14 protein-coding genes are annotated in these 12,830 nt (G+C 42.8%); 8 read left to right on the forward strand and 6 right to left on the reverse strand.

Annotation, left to right across the window (positions count from 1 at the left end; genetic code table 11):
- Positions 1-29: 29 nt before the first annotated feature.
- A complete protein-coding gene (locus ACFQ3S_RS00110) occupies positions 30-689 on the reverse strand; it encodes a phosphatase PAP2 family protein (RefSeq protein WP_377159941.1) in 660 nt (219 codons plus the stop codon).
- Positions 690-764: 75 nt separating this feature from the next.
- Here ACFQ3S_RS00110 and ACFQ3S_RS00115 point away from each other — a divergent pair, with 75 nt between their 5' ends.
- Positions 765-2,462, forward strand: a complete 1,698-nt coding sequence (locus tag ACFQ3S_RS00115; protein ID WP_377159943.1) for an amino acid permease — start codon at positions 765-767, stop codon at positions 2,460-2,462.
- A 6-nt stretch (positions 2,463-2,468) separates the two neighbouring features.
- Positions 2,469-3,596, forward strand: a complete 1,128-nt coding sequence (locus ACFQ3S_RS00120) for an alpha/beta hydrolase fold domain-containing protein (protein ID WP_377159946.1) — start codon at positions 2,469-2,471, stop codon at positions 3,594-3,596.
- Between the two features lie 2 nt (positions 3,597-3,598).
- Here ACFQ3S_RS00120 and ACFQ3S_RS00125 read toward each other — a convergent pair whose 3' ends face one another.
- The 4 genes from ACFQ3S_RS00125 to ACFQ3S_RS00140 all read right to left on the reverse strand — a co-directional run bounded on the left by ACFQ3S_RS00125 (position 3,599) and on the right by ACFQ3S_RS00140 (position 7,104).
- A complete protein-coding gene (locus tag ACFQ3S_RS00125) occupies positions 3,599-4,366 on the reverse strand; it encodes an SDR family NAD(P)-dependent oxidoreductase (protein ID WP_377159949.1) in 768 nt (255 codons plus the stop codon).
- Between the two features lie 146 nt (positions 4,367-4,512).
- Positions 4,513-5,508 carry an MlaD family protein gene (locus ACFQ3S_RS00130; RefSeq protein WP_377159952.1) on the reverse strand — a complete coding sequence of 332 codons (996 nt, stop codon included), beginning with the start codon at positions 5,506-5,508 and terminating at the stop codon, positions 4,513-4,515.
- Position 5,509: 1 nt separating this feature from the next.
- Positions 5,510-6,283 (reverse strand): ABC transporter ATP-binding protein, encoded by a 774-nt coding sequence (locus ACFQ3S_RS00135; protein ID WP_377159955.1) that lies wholly within the window; start codon positions 6,281-6,283, stop codon positions 5,510-5,512.
- Positions 6,284-6,294: 11 nt separating this feature from the next.
- Positions 6,295-7,104: an MlaE family ABC transporter permease gene (locus tag ACFQ3S_RS00140; protein WP_377159958.1), complete on the reverse strand. Its 810-nt coding sequence runs from the start codon at positions 7,102-7,104 to the stop codon at positions 6,295-6,297.
- A gap of 117 nt (positions 7,105-7,221) precedes the next feature.
- On the opposite strand from ACFQ3S_RS00140, the gene ACFQ3S_RS00145 reads away from it, so the two are divergent.
- The 6 genes from ACFQ3S_RS00145 to ACFQ3S_RS00170 all read left to right on the forward strand — a co-directional run bounded on the left by ACFQ3S_RS00145 (position 7,222) and on the right by ACFQ3S_RS00170 (position 11,747).
- Complete coding sequence (locus ACFQ3S_RS00145) at positions 7,222-8,385, forward strand: glycoside hydrolase family 26 protein (RefSeq protein WP_377159960.1); 1,164 nt, start codon at positions 7,222-7,224, stop codon at positions 8,383-8,385.
- Positions 8,386-8,492: 107 nt separating this feature from the next.
- The gene (locus ACFQ3S_RS00150) at positions 8,493-9,668 is read left to right on the forward strand and encodes an aldose epimerase family protein (protein WP_377159962.1); all 1,176 of its coding nucleotides are present in this window, start codon (positions 8,493-8,495) and stop codon (positions 9,666-9,668) included.
- A 119-nt stretch (positions 9,669-9,787) separates the two neighbouring features.
- Positions 9,788-10,357, forward strand: coding sequence for a C40 family peptidase (locus tag ACFQ3S_RS00155; RefSeq protein ID WP_377159964.1), 570 nt, complete (start codon positions 9,788-9,790; stop codon positions 10,355-10,357).
- Between the two features lie 29 nt (positions 10,358-10,386).
- A complete protein-coding gene (locus tag ACFQ3S_RS00160) occupies positions 10,387-10,860 on the forward strand; it encodes a TlpA disulfide reductase family protein (RefSeq protein WP_377159966.1) in 474 nt (157 codons plus the stop codon).
- A 9-nt stretch (positions 10,861-10,869) separates the two neighbouring features.
- Positions 10,870-11,481 carry a thioredoxin family protein gene (locus tag ACFQ3S_RS00165; RefSeq protein ID WP_377159968.1) on the forward strand — a complete coding sequence of 204 codons (612 nt, stop codon included), beginning with the start codon at positions 10,870-10,872 and terminating at the stop codon, positions 11,479-11,481.
- A gap of 143 nt (positions 11,482-11,624) precedes the next feature.
- Entirely contained in the window at positions 11,625-11,747 is a 123-nt protein-coding gene (locus tag ACFQ3S_RS00170) for a hypothetical protein (RefSeq protein ID WP_377159970.1), read from the forward strand.
- Here the strand turns inward: ACFQ3S_RS00170 and ACFQ3S_RS00175 are convergent.
- A complete protein-coding gene (locus ACFQ3S_RS00175; RefSeq protein WP_377159972.1) occupies positions 11,740-12,825 on the reverse strand; it encodes a hypothetical protein in 1,086 nt (361 codons plus the stop codon). The genes ACFQ3S_RS00170 and ACFQ3S_RS00175 overlap by 8 nt on opposite strands.
- Between the last annotated feature and the right edge of the window lie 5 nt (positions 12,826-12,830).

The following is a 12,830-nucleotide window of genomic DNA, read 5'->3' on the forward strand; positions in this document are numbered from 1 at the left end:
CCTCTCCTTTGGAGAGGGTTGGGGTGAGGTTACTTCCTCTTTAACAAGCCCCTGTTCCAGCGTTCCGAACGCATAAAAGGACGGCCATCCATCCAGGTGATCCACATAATGGTGCTAATGGTGCCTAAAATCGATCCTGCGGTAACATCTTCAAAAAAATGCTGACTCAAGTACATTCTCGAATAAGCTACCGATATGGCCAGCAATAAATAAATGAAGCCCAAACGCTTATTAACCGCTAAGTACGATAATACTACAGCTGCAGAAAACGCGGTTACCGTATGCCCCGATGGAAAGCTGTTGGTATGCATTAAAGCTATATTTTTTACAAAATGTATAGTACTCAGCTCTTTTTCAAAATAAACAACAGGCCGGGGGGCTTTAAACCAGTGTTTAACCAGTTGTACTAAAATACCGCTCACGGCAAAGCTGGTAATTAGCAAAATAGTTTTGCGGTAACTAAAACACAGCATAATAAGCGTTAAGGTAATTACCATAAACCCTTCGCCCAAATCGGTTACATAAGGAAAAATAGTGTCGCCAAGGTCCGAATGTTTGGCATTAACGGCAAAGTAGAGAGATTCGCGGGTGAAAGAAAGCTTTAATATTAAACAGGTAATTAATATAATAAGATACGGTATAAAAAGCATTCGGATGTGGTGTAATACATCAGTAATTCGGGTATTCATGTTACAAATTAAGCAGAATATATCTAATGAATTAAAAAATGGTTATGTTTGGTACTGCTAAACTATTAATTATCCATGTCGAAAAGTTTATTTCGAAGAAAATCACTCGTTAAAATTTTAGCCGATGTGCAAAGCGGTTTTAGTGACAGCGAACATTCGGGTACCCATCTTAAAAAAGAATTACGCGTTAAAGACCTTACCCTCATGGGTATTGCCGCAGTAGTAGGCGCGGGGATCTTCTCCACCATTGGTACGGCCTCATTCAACGGCGGACCGGGTGTTACCATATTATTTATATTAACGGCTATTACCTGCGGGTTTTCGGCCTTGTGTTATGCCGAATTTGCCTCACGCATACCGGTTGCCGGCAGCGCTTACACTTATGCCTACGCTTCGTTTGGCGAACTAATAGCCTGGATTATTGGCTGGGACCTTTTAATGGAATATGCCATAGGTAATATTGCAGTGGCTATATCCTGGAGCGAGTATTTTGTAAACCTGCTCGAGGGTTTTCATATCCACATGCCCCGGTATTTAACTATGGATTACTTTTCGGCTTTTAAAGGAAGTGAGGCTGTTCAGCAATTAACCGCATCGGGTAAACTTGTTGAGATCACGGAAAGGATGAAAGCCGAAGCTTTAGCCTGGAACACGGCACCTGGAATTGGCGGTATTAAGTTGATAGCTAATCTTCCTGCCCTTGTTATTGTAGTACTTATTACCTACCTGGTTTACATTGGTATCCGTGAAACTAAAAAGGTAACCAATGCTATGGTGTTGCTTAAAGTGGGGGTGGTAATAGCGGTGATAGCCTTAGGCTTTTTTTATGTAACACCTGCCAACTGGCACCCGTTTATGCCAAACGGCTTTAGCGGTGTTATGAAAGGGGTATCGGGTGTGTTTTTTGCCTACATAGGCTTTGATGCCATATCTACCACGGCCGAGGAATGCGAGAACCCGCAACGCGATCTGCCTAAGGGAATGATCTATTCGCTCATTATTTGTACGGTGCTTTATATATTGATAGCGCTGGTGCTTACAGGTATGGTAAATTATAAAGAGCTGCAGGTGGGCGATCCGCTGGCCTTTGTGTTTGCCAGGGTAGGTTTAACCAATATAAGTTATGTGATTTCTATTAGTGCGGTAATTGCTACGGCCAGTGTACTGCTCATATTCCAGATGGGGCAGCCCCGTATATGGATGAGTATGAGCCGCGACGGATTGCTGCCTAAAGCATTTTCACGCATCCACCCCAAATACCAAACGCCATCGTTTGCCACTATTGTTACCGGCTTTGTGGTGGCCATACCAGCCTTATTTATGAACCTTACCGAGGTTACCGACTTAACCAGTATTGGTACCTTATTTGCCTTTGTGCTGGTTTGCGGAGGTGTATTATTGCTGCCTAAAACCGTGGCTGTAAAAGGTAAGTTCAGTATCCCATACATTAATGCCAAATGGATAGTACCTGTGTTGTTTGTTGCAGGTATGGCCTTTTTCTGGAAACCTATGACGGGTATGTTTGCCGAAGAAAACAGTCACGAAAAATTCCCGTTTATGTTATTTATTCTTTTAACAGCAGCTATAGCGGTACTTTCATTCGTTAAAAATTTATCGCTGATACCTGTACTCGGCTTGCTAAGCTGCTTTTATTTGATGACCGAATTGGGTTACACCAATTGGCTGCGCTTTTTAATATGGCTGCTCATTGGTTTGGTTATTTACTTTACCTATGGTTACAAAAACAGCAAATTGGGTAAAGAAACGGCTTAATTTAATATGGGGTTATTAAGGCTCATATTGCTCATTCTTCTTTTTATAGTATCGGTGTTTACAGTTGTAAAGGCACCTGCTTATTATATATGGCTATTGGCTGTGTTGGTAGGCGAGTATGGCTTGATATTTATTGGCATTACATTTATAATTTTACTAAGCGGTTGCTGTGTAGCTAAATATGGCAAGGTTGGTACTGTTACCGGAGTGATAGCGCTGCTGTTATTTTTATCACCAATTGTAACGGCCTATAATATGGGTACACATTTACAGGCCGATATGGATCAGGATTTTGGTTCAGTTGATTCTTTGCCAAACAATCATCCCTTCAGTATTATAAAGTTGTTTAAGAAAGATCCCCAGGCTTCTTATAAAACCATTGAATACGTTACCTACCCCGATACAACGCTAAAGCTCGACTTTTACCGAACTTCATTAAAAGGCAAACGGCCGTGTGTGATGGTTATTCATGGTGGATCGTGGAGTAGCGGCGATAGCCGTCAACTACCAGAGTTGAACGGTGTATTGGCTAAGGCAGGTTACCAGGTTGCCAGCATCAATTACCGGCTGGCACCCCGTTGGAAAAGCCCGGCTCCTGTACAAGATGTGGAAACAGCGTTAAACTACCTGCACCAACATGCCGATGAGTTGCATATTGATACCAGCAGGTTTGTGTTGCTTGGCCGATCGGCAGGAGCACAGATAGCTTTGCTGGCGGCATACACCATTAAAAAACGAGGCATTAAAGGTGTAATTGATTTCTATGGTCCGGCCGATATGGTTTGGGGCTACTCCATACCAGCACCTAAACTGGTAATGGATTCGAGGCGGGTAATGGCTAATTATTTAGGCGGTAGTTACCCTAAGGTACCTCAAAATTATGCTGCAAGCTCACCCATTAGGTATGTAAATCATCAAACGGTGCCAACCCTTATCATTCATGGCGAAAAAGATGTATTGGTGGCTTACGAACATAGCCGGAGATTGAGCGATACGCTCCAAAAACATCATGTGCCTTATTATTGGCTACAATTGCCCTGGGCTACACATGGTTTCGATCATCACCTGAACGGGCCGGGTGGGCAGTTGTCAACCTATGCGGTTAGGCATTTTCTGCAAAAGGTGTTGAAATAGCTTTAAGTACGCAGGTACGAAGCACCGTTCAAATCAATGATCCCTCCGGTAGTAAACTCAAAACCAGGCGAAGCATAGGTAACTGCTATTTGTGCCACTTCGTTGGCAGTAGCTACCCTGTTAAGCGGGCTTTGCTTTTTAATAAACTCACCGGCTTCGCTATTAAGCAATGCGCTGGTCATATCGGTATCTACAAAACCGGGGGCAATAATATGAACGCTAATGTGGTGCGGTGCTAAACTTACCGCCAATGATTGGCTCATGGCGTTTAAACCGGCCTTACTGGCCGCATAAGCCGGATGGTCGGGTTCGCCACGGAAGGCACCACGCGAAGAGATATTAATGATTTTACCGCCGCCCTGTTGTATCATGTGGCGGGATGCAAAGTAACATAAATTGGCTACGCCATTTAAGTTAGTTCCAATGGTTTGTTCCCAGCTTTGCTGCCATTCCTCGTAGCTAACTTCAGTTATTTTATGCTCAATATACACCCCTGCATTGTTCACCAGTACATCTACATGCGGGTAATGCTGCAGTACCTTGTTGAAGAAACGCTCTACATTTTTAGGCTGACTTTGGTCGAGCTGGTATAAACCGTGATTGCCTTTATGTTCTAACTCCAGTAACGTTCGCTCAGCTTCGTCCTGGTCGGTATTAAAGGTAATAATCACATCGGCATTAAGCGATGCGAATAGTTTAGCGCATGCTTTACCTATGCCGCGTGAGCCGCCGGTTATTAAAACTGTTTTGCCGGTATAGTCAAGTAACATAACTTACGCAAATTTATCGTGTGGTTTAAGATTATATTTCCTTGTACGCAAAAGGAAAATAGAATGTTACCGAAAAACGACAAAAGGCATAATTTTTAAAACTATAGGTTTTAATTTTAAATTAACAGAAGGTTATTATTTAAGAATTATTGCTTATTAGGAGCCTCTGCTGCCTTAGCTTTTTCTTTCTCTCTTTTTTTAAAGAATCCGCGTAACAAAAAGTTATGCTGAACCGCTTCAAGGTTATCATTCAGCTTAATAGAACTTTCGTGCAGCTGATCTAAAGTGCTCTTTAATTGATTGGCAGTTGGCTGGTCGTTTAGTAACACACCAATAGCGTTATCATTAGTATTCAACTTGTTACTGGCCTTGTTCAGGTTATCGGTTAGTGTGCCAGCCTTAGCAGTAGCCTCCTGCAACTGATTGGCCGATTGCTGTAGTTTGGCAAATAAAGCGGTATCGGTCAGCATTTTATCGGCAAGTCCGCCTTTGGTGTTCATTTTGTAACCAAACCGGCTTAGTTCATTGGCCATTACGGCGGTTTGGTTAGTAGTGCTTTGAAGGTTTGCAACAATACCTTTAAAGCGCATAGCCAAGGCGGTATCAGTAAGCAGGGTGCCGGCAAGGCCTTTACCTTCTACCATTTTTTTACTTAACGATTTAAAATCGTTGGTTATAACCAGCAAATTTTCGTTATTTTTTTGAAAGGTTTTCATAATCTCATCTGTCGACATCATGCCTTTAGAATTAACCATGTCGCCGGTTTCTATTATTGGGGAATTCGGCGTGCCGCCGTCAATAGCGATAATTTTATTACCGATAAAACCTTCGGAACTGATGGATGCAACTGCGTTTTTATGAATGAACTGTTGTACTTTAGGATCTACATTAAACTCCACATCTACCTGGTTAATACCGGTGAATACAATACTTTTTATGGTGCCTACCTTAACGCCCGAAAACCAAACGTTGTTACCCTTCATTAAGCCCGAAACATTATCGAAACGTGCTTTTAAATGCAAGCCGTTTGAAAAGCTTTTTTGCTGATTGCCTAATGTGAATATGCCCACAATAAAAATAACCAAACCAATAGCTATAAACAGGCCTACCCAAAACGCATATTTATTTTCTTTAAAACTCATATTAATTGATAAAGTTATAGTCGTAAAATTGTTTTACCCGTTCATCATTACTTTCAAAAACCTCCTGAAAAGTACCCTGACGCTGGAACTGACCTTCGAGCAGCATGGCTATACGGTCGCCGGTGGCTTTGGCGCAGGTAAGGTCGTGGGTTATAATGATGGATGAAGTATTAAAGTTTTCGCGCACTCGGTTAATCAGGTTATTGATCTCCATAGAGGTAATAGGATCTAAACCGGCGGTAGGCTCATCGTACAGCATAATTTCGGGCCGCAAAATCAATGTACGGGCTATACCTATACGTTTACGCTGACCGCCCGATAGTTCCGACGGCATTTGATTGATGGTTTGCTTTAAGCCAACCGCATCTAAAACCCGTTCCACCATGCCATCAATTTCTTTACGGCGTAGTTTTGTTTGATTACGAACCAGGGGAAACTCCAGGTTTTTACGCACCGTCATACTATCGTACAAAGCACTGTTCTGAAACGAAAATCCTATACGGCGACGTAGTTCCTCCAAATTGCGGTTGGTAATATTGGTTACTTCGTTTCCCAACACGTTTACTTCGCCTTCATCAGCTTTAAGTAAACCCGATATGATCTTAATGAGCACCGATTTACCGGTACCCGAGCGTCCCAGCACCACCAGGTTTTCTTTCTTATACAAATCCAGGTCTATACCGCGCAGTACGTGATAATTGCCAAAGGATTTTTTCAAACCTTTAATGCTGATCACCTTATCGTTATAATCTATGGCTTTTTTATCTTCTTCCATATTATGATCGGTTAGCGGAACCAGCCGGTTATTTGTACAATGATCACCTCTTCAATAAACACCAGGAACATGGCAATTACTACCGCCGAATTGGCCGCTTTACCTACACCTGCCGTACCGCTCGATGAATTCCAGCCCTGGTAGCTACCTACAATACCTATAGTAAAACCAAATACAGTAGATTTGATAATCGAGGCTTCGAAATCTATATAGCTAAGCGGTTGAAAAACCTGCTGCATATAGGTGGCAAAGCTGGTGCCCTCATTAACGGCTACGTTTAAGTAACCACCCAGTAAGGCTACAAAACCGGCATATATAGATAGAATGGGAATACTAATAGTGGTAGCCAGCGTACGTATGCAAACCAAATATTTAAAGGGATGTGTGCCCGATACCTCCATGGCATCAATTTGCTCGGTAACCCGCATAGAGCCAATTTCGGCGCCAATGCTCGATCCAACCCGGCCTGCGCTAATTAAAGCGGTAACCAAAGGGGCCAGCGCGCGCATAATAGCTATAGATACTAATGAGGGAATCCACGAAGTAGCCCCAAACTGAACCAAAGACGGTCTGGATTGCTTGGTAAAGATCAAACCAACAATGAAGCCGGTAACCGTAATCAACATCAGCGAACGTACGCCCACTTCCCAGCACTGTTTAACCAGTTCCCTAAACTCATAGGGTGGGATAAAGGCTTCTTTAAAAAAGCGTAATATAAAGCTGTAAACATCATAAACACTTACAAAAAAGTCGGAGATGCGTCCAAAAAAAGTTGGCCCCTCCTTCGTATCGGGCGATGATGTACTGTTTTGTGTATCCATTTATGAGGCAGTAAAATTACAGCATATTTTTAACTAACGGCTACAATCGCCAAAACTTATACCCAATCTATGTAAGCGCTTTGTAAAAACTAAATTGATTAGGGCTTAATTAGTTTTATGACCATATTTGATGTAATGAACCTGAAGCTGTACTCTTTGTTTTACACATTATTTTTTGGCCTTGTACAAATGGCCAATGCGCAAGTTCAGCTTCCGGCCGATACCCTGGCCACTACCGAAACACGTTGGTTGCTCAGCAGCATGCAGCGGCTGGTAGGGGCAGGGGTAATGTTCGGTCATCATGATGATACGGCTTATGGGGTTAACTGGCGCTTAAAAGATAGTTCGGACGTGAAAAATGTAACCGGTAGCTATCCTGCTATTTATGGATGGGACCTTTCGGGGATAGAGCTGGATAGCACCTACGATATTAACGGCATACCCTTTATAACACAAAGTCGCCTGGTGCGTGAGGCTTATGAACGTGGAGGTATCAATACCTTTTGCTGGCACATGAACAACCCTGTTAACGGTAAAACATCGTGGGATAATTCTGGTCTCACTATTAAAGAACTGCTTCCCGGGGGTACCCATCACCAGGTATATCTAAATATTTTAGATAAGGCAGCCAAATACCTGAGCACTTTGAGAGGGGCCGACGGTGAGCCGATTCCTATTTTATTTCGCCCGTTTCATGAGCTTACCGGCGATTGGTTTTGGTGGGGATTTAGGACCAGCACCCCCGAAGAATTTAAAGACATCTGGCGTTTAACGGTTAACTATTTACGCAACACTAAAAAATTGCACAACCTGTTAATGGTATATTCCACTGCCGATTATGCCGACGAGTTTGAACTGCTGGAACGCTACCCCGGCGATGAGTACACCGACTTTATGGGTTTCGACCGCTACTGTTTTGATAGTGTGAAGGTTTACAAAGAGAACATGCAACAGCAGTTAGAAATTTTGCAACGGGTGGCTAACGAACACCATAAACTTTCCTGCATTGCCGAAACCGGCTCGGAGCGTGTACCCGACCCTAACTTCTGGACCGAAACCTTAGCACCTCTTTTAGCGCAATTTAACACACTATCGTACGTATTTATATGGCGTAACAATGGTCCCGAACATTTTTATACCCCATACCCGGGCCACGCCAGTGCCGAAAACTTTAAGCAGTTCTTTCAAAAAAGCAATGTAATGTTTCAAAACAGGTTAACACCGCTTGCCATATACGGGCCAAGGCATTTACTGCGTTATAACCGTACGGCAAGTCCATAATAATTGTTAAACAAACAATTATTGCGAATGATGAATATTTTACAGAATTTAGTCCGCACGATGAGCGTTTGCTACGTCCACAATAATTAAAAACCAAAACACCTGTTATGATGAATATGAAAAGCAAATCTTTCTATGCAGCTATGCTGGCAGCCGGCTTATTGTCGCTATCGGCCTGCAATCAATCCACTAACAAACAATCAACCAACATGACAGACAGTACCACAGTAGGGCAACTGCCGGCAGCATCGGGTTTCGAAAAAGCCATTGATGGCAAACAAACCAAACTTTACACATTGAAAAACAGTAAAGGTGTACAATTAGCCATTACCAATTATGGCGGCCGTATGGTGAGCCTCTTAGTACCCGATAAAAGTGGTAAAATGGTTGATGTAGTGGCCGGACCCGGTAGTGTAGACAATTACGAAGCTGCAAAAGGTAACTATTACGGCGCTTTAATTGGCCGTTACGGTAACCGCATTGGTGGTGCTAAATTTACATTAGAAGGTAAGGAATATAAGTTGCCGGCTAACAATGGGCCAAACACGCTGCACGGCGGTAAGGATGGTTTCGATATTAAAGTATGGGATGCCAAGCAGGTTGATGACCACACTTTAGAATTGTCGTATATATCGGCTGATGATGAGCAAGGCTTTCCAGGTACGTTAAAAACTACGGTTACTTACAAATTAACCGACGATAACGCGGTAGAAATTTATTATGCTGCAACCACTGATAAAACAACTGTGGTTAACTTAACCAGCCATACCTATTACAACTTAAATGGTAACGGCAGCGGTTCTATTTTAAAACATACGTTGCAGTTGAATGCCGATGGTTATACGCCGGTTGATAGTTTATTGATACCGACTGGTAAAATTGATAAAGTAGAAAATACACCGTTCGATTTTAGAAAGCCTGCCACTATCGGTTCGCGCATTGCCGAAGGCGATCAGCAATTGAAATTCGGTTTGGGTTACGATCATAACTTTGTGCTGAATAAGCATGACCTGAAAACGCCTATTGCTACCGTACAGGGTGATAATACCGGCATTGTAATGGAGATATTTACCGAAGAGCCGGGTATTCAATTCTACAGCGGTAACTTTATGAAAGGCGAGTTTAAGTTTAAAGGCGATATTAAAGACGATAACCGTACCGCCCTTGCCCTGGAAACTCAGCATTTCCCCGATTCGCCAAACAAACCGGCGTTCCCGTCAACCGTTTTAAAACCGGGGGAAACTTATAAAACCACTACCATCTATAAGTTTTCGGTTAAGTAATCAAGCATTTATTAATACGATTAAGCTATAGGCCGGTTATTCAGATAAGTGAATAACCGGCTTTTTCTTTATGCCGCTTATTATTTGCATCACATATTCAAACCGTTTACCTTTAGGTTATGGTAGTTAATCGTTTCACCAGGTTAATATTGCTGTTGACAGTGATGTGCGCGTTGCTGGCTTCCTGCAAGTCGAAAAAAGCGGTCATGAAAGGCTCGCCGGGCGATGTAGTTAAACCGCAAGGTTTTATAGCCGATAAATACGCCGAAATAATGGGTGTAAGAAATAAAGACATCACTAACGGTCGGTTGTATAACTTTATTGAGCAATGGTACGGTACACCCTATAAATATGCAGGTTTAGATCGTAACGGTGTGGATTGCTCGGGTTTGACCTATTTGTTGGAACAGCAGGTATTCGACATCACTTTGCCCCGTAATACCGGTAAGCAGATCAATGTCATTAAACGCAAATACGAGGAAGAGCTACAGGAAGGCGACCTGGTGTTTTTTGATTTTGATGGTAAAAAGTTTAGCCATGTTGGGGTGTACCTGCAAAACGGTTACCTGGTGCATGCCAGTACCCGCAGAGGGGTAATGATTGTTAAACTGCGCGATCCATCCATGTATAAGTATTTTTCACGCGCGGGCTCAATAATTAATACTGCTGGTATTGCTCTAAATAAATAACTTTGTATCATAAGCAACGTTATATACCTATGAAACAACTTGTTTTATTAACGGCTGTGTGTTTGATGTTCTGTTGCGTCACCTTAGCACAGGTAAAAACCATCAGCCTGCCGCAGCTGCAAAAACGCATCAGTAACCCCGATACCGTATATGTAGTTAACTTTTGGGCCACCTGGTGTAAACCCTGTATTGAAGAACTGCCGTGCTTTGAAAAGTTGCAGGCCACTTATAAAAACCAACCGCTTAAAGTGCTGCTGGTGAGTATGGATTTTGAATCGAAGCTGCCGGCTGTAAAAACATTTGCCCGGAGCCGTAAGCTAACATCTGAAGTGATGTTGGCCACCCGTAAAAGCGACCAGGAACTCATTGACGGTATAGCAAAAGAGTGGAGCGGCGCGTTGCCCGGTACGCTCATTGTAAACGGTAAAAAAGGCATCCGTAAGTTTCAGGAACAGGAATTTACTTACGAGGAACTAAACAAACTCTATCAAACCAATAAATAATTGATTACCATGAAAAAATTAATTGCACTAATGCTGATTGCGGTAGCAGGTATGGCCTTTAAAGCTGCCGATGAGGGATACAAGGTAGGTGATACTGCTACTGATTTTAAACTGAAGAACGTGAATGGCAAAACCGTAGCACTGGCCGATTATAAAGCTGCCAAAGGCTACATCGTAGTGTTCACCTGCAACCATTGTCCGTATGCAAAAGCTTACGAAAGCCGCATTATGGACCTGGATAAGCAGTACGCCGCTAAAGGTTACCCTGTAATTGCCATAAGTCCTAACGACCCGGTTGCCGAACCAGCCGATTCGTTTGAGAACATGCAAAAGCTGGCCGCTCAAAAAGGCTATAGCTTTCCGTACCTGATAGATGAAACTCAGGACATCACGCGTGCTTACGGCGCTAAAGCCACCCCGCATGTGTATGTGCTGCAAAAAACCGCATCGGGAAATGTAGTGAAATATATTGGCGCCATTGATGACGATACTCAAAACACCAACACCGATAAGGTTAAATACGTTGAGAACGCTGTTAACGCGCTGATTAAGGGCAAAAAACCCGAAGTAACCGCCACTAAAGCTATTGGCTGCTCAATAAAATGGAAAAAGAGCGCGTAAGCTCAGTGTTAATATACCTGTAAAGCGATGCTTAGCATCACGACCGCATTTAAAAGCCCCGGACTTATTCTTATTGTTCGGGGCTTTTTGCTGAATATCATACTACGCTGGCTGCATTATAAATTCGTTACCTTTGCAGGGCAATGTTAAAACCTAAAGAAGACTACTCGTTTTGGACCAAGTATAAAAAGTTTGCCGGCAACGAGATCCTGCTGTATGTAATCATGATTGTTGGCATAATATTAGGCATCATATTGTTTAGTTAGCTTTTACTAACGTGGCCTTATAATTATCAGCATCGGCAACCTGCTGGTAAAAATCAACCAGCTCCTGGTATTTATCTTTATGATAAGTACCGTCAATCATCTGCAGCTTTCTTTTATAAACAATTTGATTTTTGCCGTTCATGGTAGCGCTTGCCGTAAATTTACCAAAGGTTTTACTAATATTAACCTGCAAGGGGTTACTATCTAAACGGTAACCGGCCGGCACGGTATAAGTTATCTCATCTACATCGGTATATCCCCGGTTTATGTAAACATCGGTGCTTCGGTTGCGTACCTCACGCGGTACGGAGGTATGCCGGTTGGCCATGTTTACCATAAATACAAAACCGTTGGACGATACCGCTGCATAATCGCCCGCTGTAAACTTCATCTCCTCATTATTAACAGGCTGCAGGTTATTAGCTATGTTTAATTTTAAAGTTTCAATTTCGAGGTTGTTTATGCTGTAACGTTCTTTGGCTTTTTTGATCTCATCGCTAATTTCGCCAGGAAAAGTAGGACGGTTTTCAAACTGCCAGCCCTTAAAAGTGGTGGTCATGTTACCGGCCAATTCGCCATCGGGTTTAATGGTAACCAAAGCTTTACGGTATTGGAGGCTTTGCTCGGCCGTATATGTAGGTGTGTGTAACAGTTTGCCGCCGTCGGCAGTACAGGCCAGTACTAAGCGGTCGTCGGTAAAGTTGCCTAAATAACCAAAAGGGGTATCTTTACTGGTACATTCCAGCCAGGTGGTATCATTTTTAAAAGGCAGGCATAAAATAATGTGGTTACCTTGTGCCATGCTGGCAAAATCGGGCATCAGGCTCTTTTTAAAGTCGCCAGCCTGCACAACACAGTAGTACGAATCAATATTAATTGCTTTCAGTAATGCCTGGGTATAATTCACCAGGGCCTTACAGTCACCAGAACTTACCCGGTCAACATCAGATGCATATATAGGCTGAAAACCGCCGATGCCTATTTGTACGCTTACGTAACGGTTTTTGCGCTGCATGTATTCGTAAATAGCTTTGGCCTTCATTTTAGGGCTTTTAATACTATCGGTTAGGCTGTGCATGTAGG

Source organism: Mucilaginibacter terrae (assembly GCF_042679325.1).
GTDB lineage: Bacteria > Bacteroidota > Bacteroidia > Sphingobacteriales > Sphingobacteriaceae > Mucilaginibacter > Mucilaginibacter terrae.

Coding starts and splice junctions, on each gene's coding strand:
- ACFQ3S_RS00110 (WP_377159941.1), bottom strand. CDS start 689: ATGAATACCCGAATTACTGATGTATTACACCACATCCGAATGCTTTTT.
- ACFQ3S_RS00115 (WP_377159943.1), top strand. CDS start 765: ATGTCGAAAAGTTTATTTCGAAGAAAATCACTCGTTAAAATTTTAGCC.
- ACFQ3S_RS00120 (WP_377159946.1), top strand. CDS start 2,469: ATGGGGTTATTAAGGCTCATATTGCTCATTCTTCTTTTTATAGTATCG.
- ACFQ3S_RS00125 (WP_377159949.1), bottom strand. CDS start 4,366: ATGTTACTTGACTATACCGGCAAAACAGTTTTAATAACCGGCGGCTCA.
- ACFQ3S_RS00130 (WP_377159952.1), bottom strand. CDS start 5,508: ATGAGTTTTAAAGAAAATAAATATGCGTTTTGGGTAGGCCTGTTTATA.
- ACFQ3S_RS00135 (WP_377159955.1), bottom strand. CDS start 6,283: ATGGAAGAAGATAAAAAAGCCATAGATTATAACGATAAGGTGATCAGC.
- ACFQ3S_RS00140 (WP_377159958.1), bottom strand. CDS start 7,104: ATGGATACACAAAACAGTACATCATCGCCCGATACGAAGGAGGGGCCA.
- ACFQ3S_RS00145 (WP_377159960.1), top strand. CDS start 7,222: ATGACCATATTTGATGTAATGAACCTGAAGCTGTACTCTTTGTTTTAC.
- ACFQ3S_RS00150 (WP_377159962.1), top strand. CDS start 8,493: ATGATGAATATGAAAAGCAAATCTTTCTATGCAGCTATGCTGGCAGCC.
- ACFQ3S_RS00155 (WP_377159964.1), top strand. CDS start 9,788: ATGGTAGTTAATCGTTTCACCAGGTTAATATTGCTGTTGACAGTGATG.
- ACFQ3S_RS00160 (WP_377159966.1), top strand. CDS start 10,387: ATGAAACAACTTGTTTTATTAACGGCTGTGTGTTTGATGTTCTGTTGC.
- ACFQ3S_RS00165 (WP_377159968.1), top strand. CDS start 10,870: ATGAAAAAATTAATTGCACTAATGCTGATTGCGGTAGCAGGTATGGCC.
- ACFQ3S_RS00170 (WP_377159970.1), top strand. CDS start 11,625: ATGTTAAAACCTAAAGAAGACTACTCGTTTTGGACCAAGTATAAAAAG.
- ACFQ3S_RS00175 (WP_377159972.1), bottom strand. CDS start 12,825: ATGCACAGCCTAACCGATAGTATTAAAAGCCCTAAAATGAAGGCCAAA.